Annotated in this window: 18 protein-coding genes and 1 pseudogene; 8 read left to right on the plus strand and 11 right to left on the minus strand. The window is 71.7% G+C overall.

All coding sequences use genetic code 11. The annotated features are described in order from the left end of the window. Window positions 1-346 precede the first annotated feature (346 nt). A complete protein-coding gene (locus TOK_RS24190; RefSeq protein ID WP_098960290.1) occupies window positions 347-1,621 on the plus strand; it encodes an alpha/beta hydrolase-fold protein in 1,275 nt (424 codons plus the stop codon). Next, entirely contained in the window at window positions 1,618-3,771 is a 2,154-nt protein-coding gene (locus tag TOK_RS24195; RefSeq protein ID WP_098960291.1) for a bifunctional lysylphosphatidylglycerol flippase/synthetase MprF, read from the plus strand. Before TOK_RS24190 ends, TOK_RS24195 begins: the two co-directional genes overlap by 4 nt. A gap of 287 nt (window positions 3,772-4,058) precedes the next feature. Here the strand turns inward: TOK_RS24195 and TOK_RS24200 are convergent, their stop codons facing one another. The 4 genes from TOK_RS24200 to TOK_RS24215 all read right to left on the minus strand — a co-directional run bounded on the left by TOK_RS24200 (window position 4,059) and on the right by TOK_RS24215 (window position 9,437). Further along, window positions 4,059-5,450 carry an alanine--tRNA ligase-related protein gene (locus tag TOK_RS24200; RefSeq protein WP_098960292.1) on the minus strand — a complete coding sequence of 464 codons (1,392 nt, stop codon included), beginning with the start codon at window positions 5,448-5,450 and terminating at the stop codon, window positions 4,059-4,061. Window positions 5,451-5,701: 251 nt separating this feature from the next. Further along, window positions 5,702-6,187 (minus strand): peroxiredoxin, encoded by a 486-nt coding sequence (locus TOK_RS24205; RefSeq protein WP_098960293.1) that lies wholly within the window; start codon window positions 6,185-6,187, stop codon window positions 5,702-5,704. Between the two features lie 105 nt (window positions 6,188-6,292). Next, window positions 6,293-7,957: an FAD-dependent monooxygenase gene (locus TOK_RS24210; protein ID WP_098960294.1), complete on the minus strand. Its 1,665-nt coding sequence runs from the start codon at window positions 7,955-7,957 to the stop codon at window positions 6,293-6,295. 103 nt (window positions 7,958-8,060) lie between these two features. Further along, window positions 8,061-9,437 (minus strand): MFS transporter, encoded by a 1,377-nt coding sequence (locus TOK_RS24215; protein WP_253258608.1) that lies wholly within the window; start codon window positions 9,435-9,437, stop codon window positions 8,061-8,063. Window positions 9,438-9,566: 129 nt separating this feature from the next. Between TOK_RS24215 and TOK_RS24220 the strand changes: the two genes are divergently transcribed. After that, a complete protein-coding gene (locus tag TOK_RS24220; protein ID WP_172457747.1) occupies window positions 9,567-10,634 on the plus strand; it encodes a lactonase family protein in 1,068 nt (355 codons plus the stop codon). Window positions 10,635-11,047: 413 nt separating this feature from the next. Here the strand turns inward: TOK_RS24220 and TOK_RS24230 are convergent, their stop codons facing one another. Continuing rightward, window positions 11,048-11,548, minus strand: a complete 501-nt coding sequence (locus TOK_RS24230) for a nuclear transport factor 2 family protein (protein ID WP_098960297.1) — start codon at window positions 11,546-11,548, stop codon at window positions 11,048-11,050. A gap of 141 nt (window positions 11,549-11,689) precedes the next feature. Here TOK_RS24230 and TOK_RS24235 point away from each other — a divergent pair, with 141 nt between their 5' ends. Beyond that, window positions 11,690-13,327 carry a CAP domain-containing protein gene (locus tag TOK_RS24235; protein ID WP_098960298.1) on the plus strand — a complete coding sequence of 546 codons (1,638 nt, stop codon included), beginning with the start codon at window positions 11,690-11,692 and terminating at the stop codon, window positions 13,325-13,327. 313 nt (window positions 13,328-13,640) lie between these two features. On the opposite strand, the gene TOK_RS32865 is transcribed toward TOK_RS24235, so the two are convergent. The 4 genes and pseudogenes from TOK_RS32865 to TOK_RS34430 form a co-directional block, all read right to left on the minus strand. Then, window positions 13,641-13,922, minus strand: coding sequence for a hypothetical protein (locus TOK_RS32865; protein ID WP_216362087.1), 282 nt, complete (start codon window positions 13,920-13,922; stop codon window positions 13,641-13,643). Continuing rightward, entirely contained in the window at window positions 13,919-14,389 is a 471-nt protein-coding gene (locus TOK_RS24245; protein ID WP_098960300.1) for a (2Fe-2S)-binding protein, read from the minus strand. The genes TOK_RS32865 and TOK_RS24245 overlap by 4 nt, the downstream gene beginning before the upstream one ends. Window positions 14,390-14,400: 11 nt before the next feature. Next, window positions 14,401-16,740, minus strand: a complete 2,340-nt coding sequence (locus tag TOK_RS24250; RefSeq protein ID WP_098960301.1) for a molybdopterin cofactor-binding domain-containing protein — start codon at window positions 16,738-16,740, stop codon at window positions 14,401-14,403. Between the two features lie 390 nt (window positions 16,741-17,130). Further along, window positions 17,131-17,309 (minus strand): annotated as a pseudogene (locus TOK_RS34430) (winged helix DNA-binding domain-containing protein); the annotation flags it as partial. A 79-nt stretch (window positions 17,310-17,388) separates the two neighbouring features. Between TOK_RS34430 and TOK_RS24260 the strand changes: the two are divergent. After that, complete coding sequence (locus TOK_RS24260; protein ID WP_098960302.1) at window positions 17,389-18,192, plus strand: MOSC domain-containing protein; 804 nt, start codon at window positions 17,389-17,391, stop codon at window positions 18,190-18,192. Here the strand turns inward: TOK_RS24260 and TOK_RS24265 are convergent. Further along, complete coding sequence (locus tag TOK_RS24265; protein WP_098960303.1) at window positions 18,179-18,568, minus strand: hypothetical protein; 390 nt, start codon at window positions 18,566-18,568, stop codon at window positions 18,179-18,181. The genes TOK_RS24260 and TOK_RS24265 overlap by 14 nt on opposite strands. Before the next feature lie 10 nt (window positions 18,569-18,578). On the opposite strand from TOK_RS24265, the gene TOK_RS24270 reads away from it, so the two are divergent. Both TOK_RS24270 and TOK_RS24275 read left to right on the plus strand, forming a co-directional pair. Continuing rightward, complete coding sequence (locus TOK_RS24270; RefSeq protein WP_098960304.1) at window positions 18,579-20,180, plus strand: peptide chain release factor 3; 1,602 nt, start codon at window positions 18,579-18,581, stop codon at window positions 20,178-20,180. A gap of 11 nt (window positions 20,181-20,191) precedes the next feature. Continuing rightward, entirely contained in the window at window positions 20,192-20,941 is a 750-nt protein-coding gene (locus tag TOK_RS24275) for a FadR/GntR family transcriptional regulator (protein WP_172457748.1), read from the plus strand. 10 nt (window positions 20,942-20,951) lie between these two features. Here the strand turns inward: TOK_RS24275 and TOK_RS24280 are convergent, their stop codons facing one another. After that, the gene (locus TOK_RS24280; RefSeq protein ID WP_098960306.1) at window positions 20,952-22,067 is read right to left on the minus strand and encodes an NDMA-dependent alcohol dehydrogenase; all 1,116 of its coding nucleotides are present in this window, start codon (window positions 22,065-22,067) and stop codon (window positions 20,952-20,954) included. Window positions 22,068-22,180: 113 nt separating this feature from the next. On the opposite strand from TOK_RS24280, the gene TOK_RS32870 reads away from it, so the two are divergent. After that, the gene (locus TOK_RS32870; protein ID WP_172457749.1) at window positions 22,181-22,342 is read left to right on the plus strand and encodes a hypothetical protein; all 162 of its coding nucleotides are present in this window, start codon (window positions 22,181-22,183) and stop codon (window positions 22,340-22,342) included. The last annotated feature ends 161 nt before the right edge of the window (window positions 22,343-22,503 follow it).

The following is a 22,503-nucleotide window of genomic DNA, read 5'->3' on the forward strand; positions in this document are numbered from 1 at the left end:
TGCTCCATGTCCGAGTCGACCCACCGCTGCGCCGACCGGCCCTCGGGGAAACCGAGCACCCCGCCGTAGAAGGCGCGGGCGGCGGCGAGGTCGTCGACGGGTATGGCCACGAGGAAGGGGGTCTGGTCACGGGCGGCCTTCTCGGGTCGCCCCCAGCATCACCCCACCGGGGTCTCGCGCGCGAACGGGGCGAAACGCCAAGGTCATCATCGGCGACTAACCGAGTACGGACACTCCGGCACGGCGCGGCGGTCCGGCCGGTGCGCGCCGTCGTGGCTCGCACCGCGACCCACCGCTGAGGGGACGTGACCGATCATGTGTGCCGACGGATTCGCGGTGTGGCGTCGTGTCTGACCTGTCGCTGATCAACGGGTGGGTCCCGATCGTCCTGCTCGTGCTCGGGGGCATCGCCCTGTTCGTGCTGTTCGCGCGCGGCGGCCGGGCGTCGGTGATCACGATCGCGATCGCCGCCGTCCTCGCGCTGCTCACGTACTTCCTGCTGAACTGGCTCGTCCTGACGGTGTTCGACGTCCTCCCCGAGCCACTGCCGGGCGACGTGCGGCTGTGGATCGCGGTCGGTGTCGGCGTGTTCGTGCTCGGCGTCGGGAGCATGGTCGCGTCGTCGGTGGGCCGAAAGGTGACCGCGATCGTGTGCACCGTCGTCGCGCTCGTCACCGTCGGGTCGCAGATCAACGTGTACTTCGAGGAGTACCCGACGGTCGGCACGCTGGTGTCCAGCGACGAGCCGTCGGTGTTCGCCGGCTCCAACGGGCTGAGGTCGGCGTCGGAGACGACTCCCGTGACCACCCGGTGGAAGGGCACCCCGGGCAAGAGCCGCGTCGAGTCCGCGCCGATCCCGGGCACAGTGTCCGGGTTCACCGGCCGTCCCGCCTGGATCTACCTGCCGCCCGCCTACTCGGGTCCGAACCCGCCGCTGCTGCCCGTGCTGATCCTCGTGTCGGGCCAGCCCGGCGGCCCGCAGGACTGGATCGTGTCCGGCCGGCTCCAGGAGCTGCTCGACGGGTTCGCCACCGCGCACGACGGCCTCGCCCCCGTCACCGTGGTGGTCGACCCGAACGGTGCGGACGACGCCAACTCGATGTGCATGGACTCGGACATCGCGAAGGCCGACACCTACCTGACGGTCGACGTCGTCAACTGGATCACCAAGAACGTCGGCGTCGACAGCAACCACGCGCACTGGACGTTCGGTGGCTGGTCCTTCGGCGGGACCTGCTCGATCCAGATGGCGACGCGGCACCCCGACCTGTTCCCCTCGTTCATCGACCTGGCCGGCGAGCGCGAGCCCGCCATCAGCGCCGACCGCACCCAGACGGTCCAGCTGGCCTTCCACGGCGACACCGCGGCGTTCGACGCGCTCACCCCGCTGACCCTGCTGTCGCAGAAGACCTACCCGAACAGCTGGGGCTTCTTCGCCGCAGGCGGCGACGAGCCCACGACCCAGCAGTGGATGACCGAGGTGTCCACGGCCGCGAAGAACGCCGGGATGACTGTGACGACGCAGATCGTCCCGGGCCAGGGCCACTCGTGGGGTGTCCCGACGGCCACCCTCGTGCCCGCCCTCGACTTCCTCTCCCCCCGGATGGGATTCACGCGATGACCACCGCCGCCGCACCTCCCGTCGTCACGCCCGGGCAGGCCGGCGGGTTCGAGGCATGGGCCAGCCGGCTGGCGGCGGCGACACCGAGTGCGTTGCGGCGCATCCCGTTCACGATCTCGGTGGTGGCGCTGACGCTCGTCGTCGGCGTCGCGGTGCGGACGATCTGGGAGCCGATCTGGCGGGCCGGGTGGTTCCCGCAGGTCGCCTACGGTGTCCCGGCCCTGCGCGAAGGCAGGATCTGGACGCTCGTCACCGGCTGGCTGTTCGCGATCACCCCGGCCCAGTACGTCACCGGGCTGGTGCTGTTCGCCGTGCTCGTCGGGTCGTGCGAGCTGCGGCTGGGCACCCGGCGGACGGTGGTCACCGCAGTCGTCGGCCAGGTCGGCGGTGTGCTGGTCGCGTCGCTGGCGGTCTGGGCGCTGTCGATGACGACGTGGGTGTGGGCGCGCGAGCTCGCAGGCGCCCGCGACGTCGGTTTCACCACCGGGATGCTGACGGTCGTCGCCGTCACCTCGGCGACCCTGCGGTCGCCGTGGCGGCTGCGGGTCCGGGCCGTCCTCTGGTTCTACGTGACGGCGGCGTTCCTGTTCGAGGGCACGCTGTCCGACGTCTCGCACGCCTTCGCCGTCGGCGCGGGGCTCCTCATCGGGCAGTGGCGCTACGGCGTCGAGCCCGGATTCGGCCCGCGGACGCCGCGCGAGACCCGCATGACGGCGTTCGGCGGCCTGATCCTGATCGGCCTCACCCAGCTGGTCGTGCTGCTGTTCCCCGGCCGCGGGCCGTTCGGAGCCACGACGGGCGAGGCCGGTCCGATCGCCGACGTCCTCGTCGAGCTCGCGCTGATCGCACTCGTGGCCAACGCGTTGCGCAACGGCAAGCGCTGGGCCTGGTGGGCGACGATCGTGCTGGGGTTGCTCAACATCGCCGCCGCGGTGCTGGCACTGGCCCTGATCGTCGCCGGCAAGCTGCCACTGGGTGCCCCGATCTCGTTGGCGGGCGGGCTGTTGTGGCTGGCCCAGCTGGGGCTCGTCGTGGTCAACCGGCAGGCGTTCCGGGTGCCGTTCAAGCGCCGGGTCCCCGGCGGCGTCGGCGCCCTCGACGCCGGCGGCGAGGGGATGGTGCGTGCCAAGGCGATCCTGGAGTCCGTCGGCGGCTCGACGATGTCGTGGATGACGACGTGGCCCGCGATGCGCTACCTGTTCACCGCCGACGGCCGCGGATACATCGGCTACGAACGCCACGCCGGTGTCGCCCTCGCGCTGGCCGACCCGGTCGTCCCGCACGCGACGATCGCCGAGGCGGTCACCGAGTTCACGACGATGGCCGAGCGCGGCGGGCTCATCCCCTGCCTGTTCTCGGTCACCGACGCCGCCGCCGACGCCGCCCGCGCGGCGGGCTGGCGCACCGTGCAGATCGCCGAGGACACCCTGATCGACCTGCCGGGCCTGGAGTTCAAGGGGAAGTCCTGGCAGGACGTCCGGTCGGCGCTGAACAAGGCGCGCAAGGAGTCGATCGAGTTCCGGCTCGTGACGCTCGCCGAGCAGCCGTACGCGATCCTCGCCCAGGTCCGGGCGATCTCGCAGGAGTGGGTGGGCGACAAGGAGCTGCCGGAGATGGGCTTCACCCTCGGCGGGGTCGCCGAGGCGCTCGACCCGAAGGTGCGCGTCGGTATCGCGATCGACGCGACGGGTTCCCTGCACGGCGTGACGTCGTGGCTGCCCGTCTACTCCGAGGGTGGCGAGGTGCACGGCTGGACCCTCGACGTGATGCGCCGCCGCACCGACGGGTTCCGGTCCGTCATGGAGTTCATGATCGCCTCGGCCTGCCTGCAGTTCCGGGAGCTGGGCGCGACGTTCGTGTCGCTGTCCGGGGCGCCGCTGGCCCGCGGGGACGTCTCGCAGGCCGAGCTCGACCGCACCGACCGGCTCCTCGACCGGCTCGGTGGGGCCCTGGAGCCCTTCTACGGCTTCCGGTCCCTGCACGCCTTCAAGGCCAAGTTCCAGCCCCGCTACGAACCGGTGCACCTGGCGTTCCGCGACGAGGCCGACCTGCCCCGGATCGGAGTCGCGCTCACCCGCGCCTATCTGCCCGACGCCACCGCCTGGCAGCTGATCGCGGCGACGCGATCAGGGGGACACGAACAGCACTGAAATACGGCCTTGCCTGTCGACGATCACCACGGTACTTTTTGTGGCACACGGGGGATGCGTACTTGGGACGCCTCGTCAGGTTCAATTCCTGAGTCCTCCACCAACGTCGAAGAATGGGCTGTCCGTATCAGCGGGCGGCCCATTCTTCGTTTCGACGAGAACTCCTGCCCGACCGCCGTTCCTCACCCGGAAGCCCCGGCTCGACAGGCCGCGCCGGCACCGCGCCGAGTACGCCATGAGAACTGCTTCGATCATGGCCGGAAGCAGTCTCACGTCGAACTCGGCGGTCAGCCTGCGGCGCGCGAGCGGGCCTTCTGCGCGTCCATCAGCGCGTCGAAGTCGGCCTGCCAGGTGTCCTCCAGCGCGATGCCGTGGCGGTGCGCCTCCTCGACGGAGAGCTCGATCGGCATGCCGAAGGTGTCGTGCAGCTCGAACAGGTTCGCGCCCGTGATCGCGGGCTGGGTACGGCCCAGCCGGCGCACCATCGACAGTCCCTTGCGCAGCGTCCGCGCGAAGAGCTTCTCCTCCTTCGCGATGATCGCGACGATCTCGGCCTCCTTCGCCGCGATCTCCGGGTAGTCGTCGCCGTACATCGAGGCGACGACGGGGACCAGGTCGGCCGCCACGCCCGCGGTCAGCTCCAGGTCGAGCCCGAAGCGCATCGCCCGGCGCAGCAGCCGGCGCATCACGTAGCCCTGCTTCGAGTTGCTCGGCTTCACCCCGTCGGCGGCCAGGAAGACCGAGCCGCGCAGGTGGTCGACGACGACCCGCATCGCCGTCGTCGCGTCCTCGTAGGTCCGGCCCGTGACCTTCTGCAGCCTCTCGACCATGGGCCACAAGGTGCTGACCCGGTAGACGTCCGGGCTGTCGATCGACGACGCCGCGATCCGCTCCAGCCCACCGCCGAAGTCGACGTTGTGCTTGGGCAGGTCGGCGAAGCCGTCGTCGGTGCGCCTGAACGTCATGAAGACCGAGTTGCCGATCTCCATGAACTGCCCGCCGTCGGAGTTCTGGTGCGGGTAGCGGCCGAACGCGGTGTCGTGCTCGACCTGCGGGAAGAAGTAGAAGATCTCCGAGTCGGGGCCGCCCGGGTCGCCCACCGGCATGTCGTTGGGCCCGCCGAACCGGCTCCACCAGTTCTTGTGGCCGTAGAACGCGATCCGCGCCCCCTGGTTGCCGACCTCGTTGCCGTGTTCCTCGGTGTCGAGGTCGACCCGCTCGTGGCTGATCCCCTTCTCGCGGAACAGCCGTTCCCAGATGTCGGCGCTCTCCTCGTCGCGCGGAATCCCGTGCTCCGCGTCGCCGATGAAAGCCGTGACGAAGATGCGTTCCGGGTCGAGCCCCACGACGTCGACGAGGAAGTGCCACACCATCGGGATCTGCTCGGCCTTCGAGTAGTCGCCCAGGCTCCAGTTGCCGAGCATCTCGAAGAACGTCGTGTGCCGGTTGTCGCCGACCTCGTCCATGTCCTGCGCCCGAAGGCAGGGCTGCACGTCGGCCAGCCGCGCGCCGGCGGGGTGCTCGGCACCCAGCAGGAACGGCAGCAGCGGCTGCATCCCACTGCCCGTGAACAGCGTCGTCGGGTCGTCACGCAGGACGAGCGGCGCGCGCTCGATCACCACGTGCTGGTGTTCACGCAGGAGGTCGAGATACGCCTGCCGAATCGCGCGCGCGTCCATTTCGCCGACACTGCCACGGCCCGGCGGCGACCGGAAGAGGATTTCACGCGACCGATTCCGCCGCTGCGGGTAACCCTTCCGGGGCCGTTTCGCGAGTTCGAATACGGAGACGTATCCCGAAGCGCCGCAGGAGGCTCGACGTCGTGACCGCGCGTGTGCCCACCCAGCCCGAGCTCACGGCGACCGCCAACGCCTCGGGGCCGACGGCCGGCGGCCCCGGAGGGACCGACGGCCGTCGGGAGTGAACCGCGTCAGAGGCTCTTGAGCACCGCATCGGCCGAGCTGACGGTGACATCCGAGGGCACCGACTCCACCCAGATGTCGCGGACGACACCGTCCTGCAGCACCGCGGCGTACCGCTGCGACCGCACGCCCAGGCCGAGGCCGGTGGCGTCGAGCTCCAGGCCGACCGCCTTGGCGAAGTCACCGTTGCCGTCGGCGAGCATGACGACCGAGTCGCCGGTGTCGCGGGAGCGGCCCCACGCGTCGAGCACGAAGGCGTCGTTCACCGCGACGCAGGCGACCTTGTCGACGCCCTTGGCCCGCAGGTCGTCGGCGCGCAGGACGTACTCGGGCAGGTGCTGGTCGGAGCAGGACGGTGTGAACGCGCCGGGTACCGCGAACAGCACGACCGTCCCCGAGCCCAGCGCCTCACGGCTGCTGACGGGCGCGGGTCCCTTGTCGGTCATCGCCGTCAGGGTCACGTCGGGGATCGTGTCGCCACTGGAGAGGGTCACTCTGCTACCTCGCTGGGGTCGTTCGTCCGGGGGCGCGGAGACCCGCGTCACCTCGACCCTTTCCGCCGCGGCCACACCCTGCAACCGGGCACGACGTGATCCGGGTCACCCCGCGACGGGCACCTGCGCGGGCGCCACCACCAAACCCGCATAACCGACGAGCCCGGCGACGTCGGCAACGCTCCCGCGGTACCCGACGTACCCGTCCGGCCGCACGGCCAGCATCGTCCCGTCGGCCGCCGCGTACGTCTCCCGGAACCTGCCCCCGGCGTCGCGCACCGCCGGGACCTGCAGGTCGGCGACCTCGACTCCGTCGGCCAGCACCGCGTAGGCGTGGACGTCGTCGCCGAGCGCCGCCCGTGCGGCGACGACCATGCCGTCGATCGTGGCGGCCGTCGCATCGGTGTCGGCGTACGCCACGAGCGTGTGCCCCGGGGCGCGCAGCAGCTCGAACAGCCGGACCGGGAACTGCACGATCTCGCGGACGAGCCCCCGCACGTCGGGCGCGCGGTCGCCGGCCTGCGGCGCCCCGACGGGCAGGGTGTCGTCGACCGGCCCGACGATCGGGCTGCCGCGGTACCCCACCAGCAGCTGCGCCTCGCGGCGGACCGCCAGGAACGGGTCGGCGTCGTCGAACTGCACGCCGGTCGACGCGGCCTCGACCGTCCGCCCGACGACCTCCTCGCCGACGGGCCTGCGCTCGGCGTCGTAGCTGTCGAGCAGCCCCGGGGCCGCGGTGCCGTGGACGGCGGCCGCCAGCTTCCAGGCCAGGTTCACGGCGTCCTGGATGCCGGTGTTCATGCCCTGCGCACCCGTCGGCGGGTGGATGTGGGCGGCGTCGCCCGCGATGAATGCGCGGCCGCCGGAGTAGGCGCCCGCGATCCGGTGGCTGATCCGGAACACCGACGACCATCGCAGGTTCCGCGCCGTCGTCGGCTCGGGCGAGAGCCGGTCGAGCACCGCCTGGATGTGGTGCAGCTCGGGGGCGCGGCCCGCCTCGAATCCGTGCGCGATCTCCCCCGGGCCGGGCGCCGTCGTCGACAGCTCGGGCGGGACCAGCATCGACATCCGGTAGCGCTTGTGGCCGGGCAGCGGGATGCAGATCAATGCGTCGACGACCTTGCCGTCGACCTCGGTCGTCGCGCGGATGCTGACGCCCCGCGGCAGTGACCAGTCGACCTCGACGTCGCCCAGCATGTACTCCTCGGCGAACGCCCCGCCCTCGAAGCTCAGGCCGAGCGACTTGCGGACGATACTGTGCGCACCGTCGCCACCGACGAGGTAGCTCGCCCGCACCGTCTCCGAGCCGCCGGGGCCGGCGAGCTCCGCGGTCACACCCTCGTCGCCCTGGGTGAACGCCACCAGCTCCAGCCCGCGCTCGACCACGACGCCCTGTTCCGCGAGCGCCTCGCGCAGCAGCCGCTCGGTCTCGTACTGCGGCAACGCCATGAAGCCGTAGGACATGTCGGGAGGCAACGTGATCTCGATGTTCGCGACCTGCTCGCCGTTGCGGTGGACGAGCTGGCCGAACATCGGGACGCCCGCGTCGAGCATCGCCGGCAGCACGCCGGACTTCTCCCACAGCTCCAGCGTCCGGGCCTGCACACCGACGGCCTTGGCGTACTGGGGTGGCTCGTACAGCTTGTCGACGACCCGGCACTCCACCCCACGACGCCGCAGCTCCAGGGCGGCGGTCAGCCCGATCGGCCCGGCACCGACGACCAGGACGTCGGTCGTGCCGTCGTGCGCGGCAGGTGCGTCGGTCCCCATGTGACGTCCTCGTCTCGGTCGGGCCGACCCTGACGGGACAGCTCTCGGCGAGGGTCCACTCGGGACGGAACGCCCGAACGTTACGCCCGGAGTGAGCAGGCGGTCACCAGGAGCCGCGGTGGTCCGGCAGGGCGAAGATGACCGGCAGGGCGACGAGCAGCAGGACGGCGAAGCCGAGGAACGCGTAGCCCTGCGCCACCCCGGGGTTGGCGGCGAGCGAGATGATCGCCGTCGTCATCGAGATGCCGGCGATGCCACCGGACTGCCGGAACATCGCACGCAGGCCGGCGATCGCGGAGATCTCGTCCTTGGCCAGGTGCATCGAGGCGTTGTTGCTCGACGGCGCGGCGGCGCCCATGCCCAGCCCGGCGATGCCGGCGGTGATCGACAGCCACAGCTCCGCCGACATCCCGCTGGGCGGCGGGACGGCGAGCAGCCCGGTTCCGACGGCCATGCCCGCGTAGCCGATGAGCATCAGCCGGCGGGTGCCGACGGTGCGCAGCAGCGCCACCGACAGTGACGACGTCGCGATCATGGCGATGGCCCGGACCGACAGCAGGCTGCCGGCGACGAGCGGGCCGAGCCCGTAGCGGTGCTCGGCGTAGAGGGGGACGAGCGTCGAGAAGCCGAGGGCGCCCGCCCCGAACAGCACGTTGATGACGTTGAGCGGGCCGAACACCTTGCCGCGCAGCAGCCGCATCGGCACGACCGCGTTGTCCTTCACCCGCGCGTGGTGCAAGAACATCCACACGGCGATCCCGGTGACGAGGGCCGCGCCACCGACGAGACCCCAGCGGAACAGGGGGTCGCCGCTGCCACCGATCGCGGTCACCGTGGTCATCCCGGCGACGAGGACGAGGGTGAGCAGGCCGATGCCGCCGAAGTCGATGGCGGAGGTCTGGATGCGGCGGCCGCCGCCGCGGCCGATCAGCAGCAGCCCACCGATCACGATGATCACGCCGAGCGGCAGGTTGACGAAGAAGATCGCCCGCCACGAGGTGTAGGTGACGAGGATGCCGCCCACGACGGGTCCGACGATCGCACCGATCGGGAAGATGCTGGTGAACAGGCCGATGGCGCGGTCGCGGTTGCGGCCGAAGCGTTCCGCGACGATCCCGGTTGCGGCGGGCATGATCGCGCCGGCGGCGAGGCCCTGGACGGCGCGGGCCGCGATCAGGAAGGCGATGTTGCCGGCGAGACCCGCGAGCAGCGAGGTCACCGTGAACACGGTGACGGCGGCGAGGAAGACGGTGCGGCGGCCGAACTGGTCGCTGAGCCGGCCCGCGATGGGCAGGGCGACGATCTGGCCGACGGAGTAGATCGTGATCGTCCACCCGATCCAGCTGAGTGAGCCGCCGAGGTCCGCCTGCATGGTCGGGAGTGCGGTGGCGACGGAGGTCTGGTCGATGGAGCCGAGCAGCAGGGCGAGGCCGACGACGCCGAAGACGAGCCAGCGGCCGGGGAGTGGCTCGTCGGACATCACCGATCCCGTGGCGGGTGCCGTACGGAGTCCGGGAGCGGCGCGCATGCGTCCACGATAGTTGCTTGCCGCTAAGCAAACAAGCCGGGTACCGTGACGTCCGCGACGGCCCGACCAACGGAGGTCCCCTTGCCCGTCCTGGCGCTGGTCGTCGGCACCTACACCACGGCCCTCGGGCACGTCGACGGCCACAACGAGGGCATCCTCGGCACGAGCCTCGACACCACGACCGGCGTGTTCGGCCCGGTCACCCTGCTCGCCCGCACCCGCAACCCGTCCTACCTCGCGCTCACCGCCGACGGCCGCGCCCTCTACGCCGCCGACGAGTCCGCCGACCACGGCGACCGCACCGGGGGCACCGTCGCCGCCTTCGCCCGCGACCCCGCCACCGGAGCGCTCACCCCGATGTCGCGCCGCCCGTCCGGCGCCGGCACCTGCCACGTCGTGGTCGACCCCGGTGGGCGGTTCGTGCTGGCCGCCAACTACCACTCCGGCTCCGTGTCGGTCTTCCCCCTCGGCCCCGACGGCGACATCGGCGAGCCCACCGCCGTCGTCCAGCACGAGGGTTCGAGCGTGCACCCGCGCCGGCAGACCGCCGCGCACGCCCACATGATCGGCATCGACCCCCGCACCAGCGACGTCCTCGTCCCCGACCTGGGCATGGACGCCGTCGTCGTCTACTCCCTGGGCACCGACGGCACCCTCGCCGAACGCCCCGGCGCCCGGATCGCCGCCCCCGCGGGCCACGGCCCCCGGCACCTGGCCTTCCATCCCGACGGCGAGCGGCTCTACCTGCTGTGCGAGCTCGGCAGCACCGTCGTCGCCCTGCGTCGCGACGGCGACCGGTTCCGCCGCACCGCGGTCGTCTCCACGATCCCGGCCGACGTCACCGAGCTCAACCAGACCGCCGCCATCCGCGTCAGCCCGTCGGGCCGGCACCTGCTGGTGTCCAACCGCGGGCACGACAGCATCGCCGTGCTGCGCGTCGACGACGACGTGCCGGTGCTCGTCCACACCGAGCCCGGACGCGGGCGGTGGCCCCGCGAGCTCGCCCTGTCCCCCGACGGCCGGACCGTGCTGCTGGGCAACCAGAACAGTGACGACCTCGCCGCGTTCACCTTCGACGACGACACCGGCTCGCTGACCCACCTCGCAACGGTGCGCACCGCGAACCCGGTCTGCGTCGCCTTCACCTGACCGGCGCCGGCCCGGTTCTGCCGGTGCCGCGACCCACCGTCGGCCTCGCACGACCTGAGCCCACGACGGAGGAACCACGACCGACGCCACGGGACCGACCGACGCCCGGTCCCGGGCCCGCGAGGTGCGCGAGCGCTACGAGACGCTGGAAGGGCGGCTGCTGGGGCGCACCTGGACCACCCCGAACTGGCCGTCGGCTTCACCCACGACGCCACCTACGTCGCCCGCCTCGTCCTGGCCGCCGAGAAGACGTGGGACATCGCCGGTGACACCGGCGCCGAGCTGCGCCACGAGCTCGCCGAGTGCCTGTGGTGGCTCTTCGTCCTCGCCGACCGGCTCGACGTCGACCTCCCCGAGGCCTACGCGGCCACGATGAACCGTCTCCGCACGGGCCTCGCCGAGTCCGTGGAGAGCTAGTCGCCCGCGAGGAGCCGGTGGCCGACGTCGTCAGGAGCCTGGGCGCCGCGGGCGAACGCGTCGAGGCCGTCCCACTCCGGGCCGACGGTCTCGCGCAGGCTCCAGTCGTGGACGACGACGCGCTCCGCGATGCGCCACACCCCGTCACGACGGGCGAGCCGGTCGACGTAGCGTCCGCCGAACTGCCCCACCGACACCGGCGGGCCCGGGCGGCGGTGCACGGCGGCGAAGTAGGTCTCGGCCCGGGCGACGTCGCCGTCGACCTCGATGACGACGTTCGTCAGATGGTGCTGCGTCACCAGGTCGTCGCGGCCGGGCCGGCCGAGGATCCACTCGGCGAACTCGTGGCCGTTGCCGCGGAACATGCCGTGGTCGTCGGTCGCGTCCGGGTGGTAGACCGACCGGAGCAGCGCGAGGTCACCACGGTCGACGCCGCGGCAGTAGCGCAGCAGGACGTCACGGATCTCTTCGCGCGCAAGCAGTTCGGCGACGTCCATCGATCACACCTTCCGGGTCGGACAGTCGCGAGAGTCCCCCACGCCGACGCGCCGGGTCAATCGGGGTAACGACCCGATCACCGACCGCGAGTCCCCCGACGACGGACACCGACGTGCGGCGGTCCGGGAAGGACGTGCCCCATGGCCTGCCCCGACGCCGACACCCCGGTGAACGAGCTGACCGCGGCCCAGGCCGAAGCCGCTGTCCTCTGCCTCGTCAACGAGCATCGCTCGGACGCCGGGGTGCGCGCGCTGACGATGAACCTCACCCTGCGCCGTGTCGCCCGCGAACACGCGACCGCCGCCGTCCGCATCAAGTGGTGGGCAGGTGGCGGCCCGATCATCCACACCAACCCGGAGACGGGCCGCAACGAACAGGACCGCATCCACCGGTCCGGGTACTGCCCCGCCGACCACTCCGTTGCCGTCAACGAGAACGGCTACGCCGGCTGGTACCAGGGAGCGACGCCCGTCGGCATCTCGCCGCGGGAGGCCGTCGACTGGTGGATGGGCAGCGACGGTCACCGGAAGACGATGCTCAGCCCCGACTACACCGAGACCGGCATCGGCATCGCCCTGGGCACCTCCAGCGTGGGCGACGGGTCGGAGGCGGCCGACGGTGCGGCGACGTTCGTCCAGGACTTCGGCGGCTGCCCGGAGCCGTTGCCCGCGATCGACGCCGAGGTCCTCACCTGGGGGTTCGGCGAGAACGGGCAGCTCGGCAACGGTGACGACCAGGACAGTTCGCGCCCGATCCACCCGGCCGGCCGGCCGGCCGACGTCGCGGCGGTCGCCGCGATGGGGCACACCCTCGTCGCGAAGAACGACGGTTCGGTCTGGGCCTGGGGGATCAACAGCTCCGGCCAGCTGGGCGACGGCGGCACCACACACCGCGACGAGCCCGTCCAGGTCCCGGGCCTCGACGGCGTGGTCGCGGTCGGCGCGGGCTACTCCCACAGCGTCGCGCTGCGGGGCGACGGCTCGGTGTGGACGTGGGGCTCGAACATCTACGGCTGCCTCGGGCTCGGCGCGCACGTCGACGAGGCCCACCAGCCGCAGCGGGTCGCGATCGACGGCGTCGTCGCCGTGCAGGGCGGGTTCCACCACACCCTCGTCCTGGACCAGGAGGGAGTGATCTGGGGGTGGGGTGCGAACAACTCCGGGCAGCTCGGCACCGGGACCGCGACGGCACCGACCGGCGGCGTCGTCACCCCTGTGCGGGCCCAGTGGCCGGGTCGGTACGCACCCGTCGCGATCAGCACCTCCGGCGTGCACACGCTCGCGATCGACGAGAACGGCGAGGTCTGGGCGTGGGGCAGCGCCGACAGCGGGCAGCTCGGCCTCGGGATCGGGGCAGGTGACGGCACTACCCCGCCCGTCCTCACACCGACCGCTGTGCGGTTCGACGAGGACGTCACGATCGTCGCCGTCGCGGCGTCGCTCGAGCACAGCCTCGCGCTGGACTCCGACGGGCAGGTCTGGGTGTGGGGCGACAACCGGATGGGCACGCTCGGCGACGGCACGACCGACCGGAGCACGAAGCCGAAGAAGCTGGCCGGCCTCGGCCGCGTCACGACGATCGCGACCGGGATGTTCGTCGGTCTCGCGGTCCGCACCGACGGGTCACTGTGGGCGTGGGGCTTCAACCGGTTCGGCGCACTCGGGGACGGGGCCACCTCGGAGATGGAGCTGTCGCCGGTACGGACGAAGATCGACCGCGTCCTGCTGCTCGCCGGCGGGCACTACCACACGGTTGCGACCGGCCGGATCCTCGAATAGCGCCCAGGTCAGGACGCCGCGGGCAGGCCCTCGAACGGCGAGTCCCTCGCGGTGGCCAGAGCCGCTCGGCCCGTTGCGCACCCGGCGAGGGCGAGGGCGGGGCCGGCCGCCGCAGCGGCACCGACGGACAGGAAGCGACGGCGGGTCAGAGCAGGCACGCGCCGACATCGGGTGAGGCTCACCGATGCATCCGGCCGGCGAATGTCGCGGATCGGCCGCACCGCCCCTCCTGCCACGACGGCACAGTCGCGCGATTCAGTTGCGCGACTGTGCCGTTCGTTCCCGTCCGTGGGGGGCCGGGGGCCAGGACAGGTCAGTCGAACGGGCCGTTGAGCAGCCCGCTCGCCGGGCCCTCGACCCAGTTGTACGACGGGGCCGGCACCTCGGACTCGGTGCCGTCGGCGCCGGTCGGGCCGTTGCCGTTCGCGGCGTCGAGGAACGACGCCGCCGCGTTCGCGCCCGTCGCCCCGACCGCGCTGACGGCCTGGGCGGCGTCGCTCGGAGGTGCCTCGTCGGCGAGCGCCGTTCCGGTCGGCAGGACCGCGCCCCCGAGTGCGAGAGCGGCGATGATCGTCTTCTTCACGGGGTGCCTCACATGTTGTCCGCGCCGGCCTTGATGGCCTCGCGGATCCGGTTGTAGGTGCCGCAGCGGCAGATGTTGCGGATCTCCTCGATGGCCTCGTCGTCGACGTCGCGGCCCTCGGCGCGGCACTGGTTGACCTTGGCAACGGCCGCCATGATCTGGCCGGGCTGGCAGTAGCCGCACTGGGCGACGTCGCGGTCGAGCCACGCCTCCTGCATCGGGTGCAGGGTCTCCCCGTCGGCCAGGCCCTCGATCGTCGTGACCTCGTCGTCGTCGGAGATCGCGCCGACCGGCACCGAACACGGGTTGAACGCCTTGCCGTTGATGTGGCTGGTGCACGCCTTGCAGACGTTGATGCCGCAGCCGTACTTCGGGCCGGTCACCCCGAGGATGTCGCGGATGACCCAGAGCAGCCGGACGTCGTCCTCGACGTCGACCGTGACGCGCTCGCCGTTGAGCGTGAAGCTGTGCGTGGACATGACGCTCCCGGTCAGTAGGTGTGGTCGAGGCCGTCGGTCGGCGACTCGGGGATCGGCGGGACCAGCGGTTTCGGCTCGAACGGGAACGGGTCCCGGTGGTTGATCGGGAAGTACTCGGGGACCGTCCCGGTCGCCCGCGCGTAGGCCGTGGCGATGGCCCCGCACGCGGCGGAGAGCCCGAGCTCGCCCGCCCCGCCCGGCTCGGGCGCGTCGGACTCGACGAGCACGATGTTGAGCTCCGGCGGGGTGTTCCACTGCCGCGTGTAGAAGTAGTTGTCCCAACTGGCCTCGACGAAGTGGCCGTCGGTGAGGTGCAGGCTGGAGGTGAGGATCATCGCGATGGCGTCGTTGATCCCGCCCATCATCTGCGCCTCGAGGCCGCGCGGGTTGATCACGAGCCCTACGTCGACCGCGAAGGTCACCCGGGTGACGCGGGGGCCGGTCACACCCTCGCGGATGGGCCGGTCGACGGTCTCGGGCCGGCAGTCGATCTCGACGAGCGCCGCGGTCGCGGCCTTGTACTCGGTGTGGACGCCGAGGCCCTGGGCGGTGCCCTTCTTCATCGAGCGACCCCAGCGGCCCTCCTTCGCGACGGCGTCGAGCACCGCGCGCAGCCGCTCGCCGCGGAGGAACTCGCGGCGGAACTCGTAGGGGTCCTTGCCCATCGTCGCGGCGAGCTCGTCGACCATCAGCTCGCGGGCGGTGGCGACGTTGGGCGAGTAGATGTTGCGCATCGCGCTCGTGTTGAAGCGCATGTCGACCTCGTTGAGCAGCCGTGTCGAGACGCCGAACTCGTACGGGGTGACCTGGGTGAGCTCGAAGATGCTCTCCGAGAGCGTGAGGTTCCCGAGGGGCGCCTTGACGGCCGCGGCCGTGATGGGCTCGCCGAAGCCGGGGTTGATCTGGGTGGCGACGCTGGTGTGGCGCTGTTCGTAGCTGAGCACGGCGTCGGCGCCGACCTGCGCGCGGACGCGGCTCGTCGACAGCGGGTGGACGCGGCCCTGCCGGGAGTCGTCGGCGCGGGTCCACATCAGCTTGACCGGCTTGCCGAACGCCTTGGAGCACTCGGCGGCCTCGAGCGCCGCGTCGTAGAACAGCTTGCGCCCGAACGACCCGCCGCCCTGGGTGACGTGCACGGTCACCTTGCTGATCGGGAGGTCGACGATCTTGGCGATGTCGCCCTGCGCGGCGATGGGGTTCTTCATCGGGCCCCACAGCTCGGCCCGGTCCTCGCGCACATCGGCGATGCAGCAGTTCGTCTCCAGCGAGCTGTTGCTGGCGAAGTAGAACGTGAACGCGCGGTCGACGGTCTTGCCGACACCAGCGGGGACGGCCATCGGCAGCTCGGCCGCCCGCACCCGGCGCAGCACCGACTCGTCGTCCTCCCCGGCGACGGTGCCGCGGTTCCAGCTCACCTGCAGCGCGTTGACGGCGTCGATGGCCTGGCCGAACGTCCGCGCTCGGACCGCGACGCCCGTCGTGACGACCTCGACGTCGGTGACACCCGGCATCGAGCGGACGTCGTCGAGGTTGTCGACGTCGTCCGGGGTGCCGTTGAGGTCGGGCGCCCGGCAGATGACCGTCGGCAGCGCGTCGGGGATCTTCAGGTCGGTGGCGAAGACCTTGCGGCCGGTGACGATGTCGCGGGCATCGGTCTTGTTGTGCGGCTTGCCGATGACGGTGAACTCTTCCCGCGCCTTGAGCGTCACCTCGACCTGCTCTGTCGTCGCGCTCGCAGCCTTCTCGGCGAGGGCCGAGAACGGGACCGACCGGCCGCCGGCCCCGAGGATCAGACCCTTGCGCGACGTGACGGTGCGGACGTCCTGAGCGAGCAGCTGCGCTCCGGCCTCCAGGAGCCGGCCCTGCGCCAGCGCCGCTGCGACCCGGATCGCCGTGTATGTCGTGAAGGTGGTGCTCGACCCGCCGGTGATCTGGTTGAACAGCAGTTCGGGACGGGCGTCCGCGAGCGTGACCCGGACCTGGTCGACGTCGAGTCCCATCTCCTCGGCGATGATCATCTGCGTCGAGGTCACGATGCCCTGGCCGTTGTCGGAGCGGGGCAGCGCGAACGACACCGTGCCATCGCGGTTGACCTCGACCCTGATCAGGTTGGCGGTCGGGCGCGCGGCGTCACGCAGGGCGTCGAGGAGGTCGTAGACCTCGGGCGTCTGCGGTGCTGACGGGAGTGCGGCCGCGGAGGCCTCAGGTGCGCCGAAGATCTGCTCACGCCCGAGTTCGGCGGCGACGACGAGCGTCGGTGCGGCGATGAGGTATCCGAGGAACTTCCGGCGGCCGACCGACCGGTGCAGGCCGGTCTCCTTCGGCGGCGACGCGAGTCTGTGGTGGGCCATGCGTGTCCTCTGCTCCGGGGACGACCCGGTCGAGGGGAGTGACCGGGTACGAGCCCGACAACGAGGACGGCATTCCACGGTGACGTGACGCGTCGACACCGAATTGTTGGTTACTCAGCGGTACCTGCTGGATAACGGCGGGTCAGACCCGGCGTTTGCTCCCGCAAGATGTCTCGGTGAGAGGACACCGTGCTGCAAGGATTCACTCCGCCGAGTGAGGACACGCCGCCCCGAAGAGAACGGGCGGCACAGTCGCGCGGCCGACTTGCGCGCCTGTGCCGTTCGTTCGCTCCGCGGCCGGGACTCAGCGGCGGAACGTGCCCGCACGGTGCGTCTCGGGGATGCGGAGACGCCCGCGAAGAACCGCACGCTCTCCCGCGGGCGACCCACATTCAGCTCGGCCGGGTCGAACCCGCGCAGCCGCGACCACAGCCCGACGAACAGCTCCTGCGCCTGCACGCCGCCGAGGTGCGCGACGGCGTCGTGGACGGTCGGTCGGCGCGGTCGCGCAGGAGCTGCCGGGCGAGCGCGGCGCGGTTGAGCGCCCGGGACGTCAGGCGGTTCGGCATGCGGACATGGCCGCGTGCGTAGCGGTCAGGTCCTGACCACAAGTTCCCCGTCGGGCCCGCGGCTGCATAAGCTTCGCCGATGCAGGTCACGACGATGTGGCGGTACCCGGTGAAGTCGATGCTCGGTGAGCGGATCACCGAGGGCCGGGTCGACGCCGCGGGGCTGCTCAGCGACCGCGGCGTCGCAGTGATCGACGACGAGTCCGGGCTCGTCGCCACCGCGAAGCACCCGCGGCTGTGGCGCAACCTGCTCAAGTACTCCGCGACGGTCGACGACGGGCACGTCGTCATCACCTCCCCCGCGGGGTGGACCCTCGACGCCGCGTCCCCGGATGTCGACGAGCGGCTGTCCGCCGAGCTGGGCCGGATCGTGCGCGTCGCCACCGACCGTCCCGAGGGCGCGACCGTCGAGCGGCCGGATCCGGAGGACGTCCTCGCCGAGGGGGTGGAGGCCGCCGTCCCCGCCGCGACGCTGGAGATCGGGATGGGCACCCCGGGGACGACGTTCGTCGACTACGCGCCGCTGCACCTGATCACGAGCGCCACTCTCGACGAGGTCGGTGTCGAGCACATCCGGTACCGCCCGAACCTGGTGCTGGAGACCCCGCCGGGCACGCCGGCGTTCGTCGAGAACGAGTGGCTGGGACGTGAGCTGCACGTCGGCGACGGGACGGTCCTGCGCATCTCGGTGCCGACGCCTCGTTGCTCGGTCCCCACCCTCGAACACGGCGACCTGCCGCGGTCCCCGCAGGCGGTGCGGTCGGTGCTGACTGCCAACCGCGTCGACGTCCCGGGGTTCGGGGTGCTGCCGTGCGCGGGCTGCTACGCCGAGGTCGTGCAGGGCGGGACGGTCCGCGTCGGTGACGAGGTCACCCTCCACTGACCCGTGCCCGGCAGCGGGCGACCACCAGGGCGAGCGCCGTCCTGTTCGCGCAGCCGGTCAGGACCAGGACCTGGCTGACGTACTTCTCGACGGTGTCGAGCGTCGGCCCGGTGCGACGCGCGATCGCCGCGTCGGTGCAGCCCGCGCCGACGAGTTCGGTGATCTGCCGCAGCCGCGGCGTGAGCATTCCGAGGGGATCGCGCGACGGTCCGTCGGCGGGAAGCCACCGCGAGACGGCCGCGCCCTCACCGCGGATCGACGCCGAGATCAGCAGGACCTGGTCGGCGCCCGGGAAGAGGTGGCGACGTAAAATCGGGTCTCCCGGGCGATGCCACCGACGCGCGCTGCGCGATCCGCCGTGGTTCGCGAGACGCACGAGCAGGACGATGAGCGAATCCCCCAGTTCCGACCGGATCGTCGACGAGGCGCGCAGGCGTCGCTCGTTCGCCGTGATCAGCCACCCCGACGCGGGCAAGTCCACGCTGACCGAGGCGCTGGCGCTGCACGCGCAGGTGATCGACTCGGCTGGTGCGGTGCACGGCAAGTCCGGCCGCAAGGGCGTCACGTCGGACTGGATGGAGATGGAGCGCGCCCGGGGCATCTCGGTGTCCAGTGCGGTGCTGCAGTTCGACTACGCGGGTGCCGTGATCAACCTGCTCGACACCCCGGGCCACGGCGACTTCTCCGAGGACACCTACCGCGTCCTGGCGGCGGTCGACGCCGCGGTGATGCTGCTCGACGCGGCGAAGGGCCTCGAGCCGCAGACCCTCAAGCTGTTCGACGTCTGCCGGTCCCGGCACATCCCGGTGATCACGTTCGTCAACAAGTGGGACCGACCCGGCCGCGAGGCGCTCGAGCTGCTCGACGAGGTGGAGCAGCGGATCGGGCTGCGCCCCATGCCCGTCACCTGGCCGCTGGGGGTCGCGGGTGAGCTGCGCGGGCTCATCGAGGTGTCGACGGGCGAGTTCACCCGCTTCACCCGGGCCGCCGGTGGGGCCACACGCGCCTCCGCCGAGGCCGTCGCCGCTGATGTGATCGCCGCGGAGGAACCGGAGTTCTGGGCCACGGCGCAGGACGAGATCGCCCTGCTCGCGGAGATCGGCGCGGAGTTCGACGAGAAGGACTTCCTCTCGGGGAAGGCGACGCCGGTGTTGTTCGGCGCGGCACTGTCCAACATCGGCGTGGCCCGGCTGCTCGACGCGCTGGTGGCGCTGGCGCCGCCGCCGGCGGAGCGGGAGGACGCAGAGGGCCGCCCCCGGGCGATCGACGCCCCGCTGTCCGGGCTCGTCTTCAAGGTGCAGGCGGGGATGGACAAGGCCCACCGCGACCGGATGGCGTTCCTGCGCATCAACTCCGGCCGTTTCGAGCGCGGAATGGTGCTCACCCACGGCGCCACGGGCAAGCCGTTCGCGACGAAGTACGCGCAGTCGGTGTTCGGCAACCAGCGCACGACCGTCGAGGAGGCGTTCCCGGGCGACATCGTCGGCCTGGTCAACGCCAACGCGCTGCGCCCCGGAGACACCCTCTACGCCGAGGACCCGGTGACGTTCCCCGCGATCCCGAGCTTCGCGCCGGAGCACTTCGCCGTCGCCCGGACCGCCGACGCCGGCAAGACCAAGCAGTTCCGCCGCGGCATCGAGCAGCTCGACGGCGAGGGCGTCATCCAGGTGCTGCGCTCGGACATGCGTGGTGACCAGGCACCGGTGCTGGCCGCGGTCGGCCCGCTGCAGTTCGACGTCGTCGCCGCGCGGATGGCGTCGGAGTTCTCGGCCCCGATCCGGCTCGACGTCCTGCCGTACCAGATCGCCCGGGTCACCGACGAGGCCGGCGAGGCCGCGCTGTCGAGCCAGTCCGAGTGCGAGGTCCTGGTCCGCAGCGACGGGGTGCGGCTGGCCGTGTTCAGCAACAAGTGGCGGATGGAAGTCGTCATCCGCAAGTTCCCCGACATCCCGTTCGAGCCGCTGCTCGCGGGCACCGTCACCGACTGAGGGACTCCGACGTGGGCGGACCGCCGCCGCAGGCGCGCACGCACCGCAAGACGCCGGTGCTGCTGGCCGAGTCGATCGCGGCCGGGATCGCGAACGACGGTCTGCGCCCCGGCGACCGGCTGCCCGTCGAGGCCGAGATGCTGGCCCGCTACGGGGTGGGGCGCGCGTCGATGCGCGAAGCACTGCGCATCCTGGAGGCCCAGGGCGTTCTCGACATCCGGGTGGGCGCCGGAGGTGGGCCGTTCGTCGCGCAGCCGCAGCCGCAGAAGGTCGCGCGGGTGCTGTCGTTGATGCTGCGGCTGTCGGAGGTGTCGTTCTCCGAGGTCATGGCCGCGCGGACCGTGCTGGAGCGGGCACTCGCGCGCGAGGCCGCGGTGAACCGGACACCGGCCCAGCTCGACGCCCTGCACACCAACCAGACTCTGATGGAACGGCTGGAGCGCGGCAGCCCGGAGTTCATGGCCGCCAACCGCGAGTTCCACACCCTGCTGTCCGACGCGAGCCACAACCGGGTGCTCGCGCTGCAATGGTCGGCGCTGAGCACGATCGCCGACGGCAGCGAGGTCGGCATCCAGTACGGCCCCGCCAACCTCACCGGACTCCTCGCGGCCCACCGCAAGATCATCGCCGCCGTCGCGCAGCATGACGCCGCCGCCGCGGAGGCCGCGATGCTCACCCACCTCGACGCGGCGAGCGAGTACGTCCGGCGGCACTACCGGCACCTCTACGAGCGGCCGGTCACGGTCGTGTCGTCCCTGTGAGAGAGCCGCGTCAGAACACGACGACGCCGCGGATGTTCAGCCCCGCGTGCAGGTCGTCGAAGCCCTTCGCGACCTCGTCCAGGGTGTAGCGACGGGTCACGAGCTCGTCGAGCTTGAGGATGCCGCGGCGGTAGAGCTCGAGCTGGGCCGGGATGTCGGCCGTCGGCGAGCTGGCCCCGAACAGGCTGCCCTGCAGGCGTTTCTGGAACAGGACGAGCTCGGCGAGCGGGATGTCGCCGTCGCCGGTGCGGGTGTCGCCCACGCCGACGGCGACGCACGTCCCGGCCTTGCGCACCGCCCGCAGGCCCTGGCCGACGTGCGTGCCCGTCATCACACCGGGGCACACGATGCAGGAGTCGGCGCCCTGCCCGTTGGTCATCGACCGGGCCAGCTCGGCGGCCTCCCTGATGTCGGCGACGGCGTGGGTCGCGCCGAACGTCAGTGCGGTCGTGCGCTTGAACTCGACCGGGTCGACGGCGATGACCGCGGCGGCGCCGGCGTGGGCGGCGCCCTGCACCGCGTTGATGCCGATGCCGCCGACACCCATGACGATCACGACGTCGCCCGGCCGGACGTCGGCCGAGTTGACCGCCGCGCCCCAGCCGGTGCCGACGCCGCACCCGGTCAGGCACGCCACCTCCAGCGGAATGTCCGCCGGGACCTTCACCGCCGACGACGTCGACACCGTCGTGTACTCGCAGAACGTCGAGATGCCGGCCATCTGCGCGACGGGCGCCCCGTCGAGCGAGAGCCGGTAGGAGGTCGGGTCGTCCCAGCGGGCGCCGGTGGCCAGGGAGGCGCCGAGGTCACAGAGGTTCTGCATGCCGTGGGCGCACCAGCGGCAGCGTCCGCACACCGGCAGGAACGTGAACACGACGTGGTCGCCCTCGGCGAAGCCGGTGGTGCCGGGGCCGACGGCGTCGACGACGCCCGCGCCCTCGTGGCCGCCCGCGAACGGCAGCAGCCCGGGCTTGAGGTCGCCGGTGGCGTGGTGGTCGTCGGAGTGGCAGAGGCCGCTCGCGACCATCCGGACGCGGAGCTCGCCGGCCCGCGGGTCGTCGAGCTCCATCTCGACCACCTCGAACCGTCCGGGCACCTCGCGCAGTACCGCGCCCCTGGTCAGCATCGTTGCGACCCCATCCCTGCATCGTCGGATATGCGCAGGAATCAATCACGTCCCTCTGCGGCGGACAAGGCATCCGTGAGCCACACGGCACCTGAATATGCGAATATCCGTTCGTGAGGACGAGCCTGTTCAAGCATCCGTCGCCCTGGGCCGAGACCACCCGGATCGCGCACGCCGTCCGCGCCGGCGGGTTCGACGGCATGGTCTTCTCGACTCCCGCTGCCGCGGCCTCGCGACCCAGCTCGTCGTCTGCGGGCTGGAGCACGACGTCCTGAGCGACCCCACGCTCGTCGACAGGTGGCGCGAGGTCGACCGGGTGCTGCACGCCCGCCCCGCCCGCCCCGCCCGTCCCGCCCGCAACGCCGAACGCCCCCGGGCCGGAGGGACTGTCAACTGAGCGGTGTAACTGATGTTGTGCGGGTTTACTTGCGGCCGG

This window comes from Pseudonocardia sp. N23, assembly GCF_002583555.1.
Classification (GTDB): domain Bacteria; phylum Actinomycetota; class Actinomycetes; order Mycobacteriales; family Pseudonocardiaceae; genus Pseudonocardia.

Excerpts from the sequence above, each read along its gene's own strand:
- TOK_RS24195 (WP_098960291.1), top strand. The coding sequence starts at position 1,618 with ATGACCACCGCCGCCGCACCTCCCGTCGTCACGCCCGGGCAGGCCGGC.
- TOK_RS24200 (WP_098960292.1), bottom strand. The coding sequence starts at position 5,450 with ATGGACGCGCGCGCGATTCGGCAGGCGTATCTCGACCTCCTGCGTGAA.
- TOK_RS24210 (WP_098960294.1), bottom strand. The coding sequence starts at position 7,957 with ATGGGGACCGACGCACCTGCCGCGCACGACGGCACGACCGACGTCCTG.
- TOK_RS24215 (WP_253258608.1), bottom strand. The coding sequence starts at position 9,437 with ATGTCCGACGAGCCACTCCCCGGCCGCTGGCTCGTCTTCGGCGTCGTC.
- TOK_RS24230 (WP_098960297.1), bottom strand. The coding sequence starts at position 11,548 with ATGGACGTCGCCGAACTGCTTGCGCGCGAAGAGATCCGTGACGTCCTG.
- TOK_RS24235 (WP_098960298.1), top strand. The coding sequence starts at position 11,690 with ATGGCCTGCCCCGACGCCGACACCCCGGTGAACGAGCTGACCGCGGCC.
- TOK_RS24245 (WP_098960300.1), bottom strand. The coding sequence starts at position 14,389 with ATGTCCACGCACAGCTTCACGCTCAACGGCGAGCGCGTCACGGTCGAC.
- TOK_RS24250 (WP_098960301.1), bottom strand. The coding sequence starts at position 16,740 with ATGGCCCACCACAGACTCGCGTCGCCGCCGAAGGAGACCGGCCTGCAC.
- TOK_RS24260 (WP_098960302.1), top strand. The coding sequence starts at position 17,389 with ATGCAGGTCACGACGATGTGGCGGTACCCGGTGAAGTCGATGCTCGGT.
- TOK_RS24270 (WP_098960304.1), top strand. The coding sequence starts at position 18,579 with ATGAGCGAATCCCCCAGTTCCGACCGGATCGTCGACGAGGCGCGCAGG.
- TOK_RS24280 (WP_098960306.1), bottom strand. The coding sequence starts at position 22,067 with ATGCTGACCAGGGGCGCGGTACTGCGCGAGGTGCCCGGACGGTTCGAG.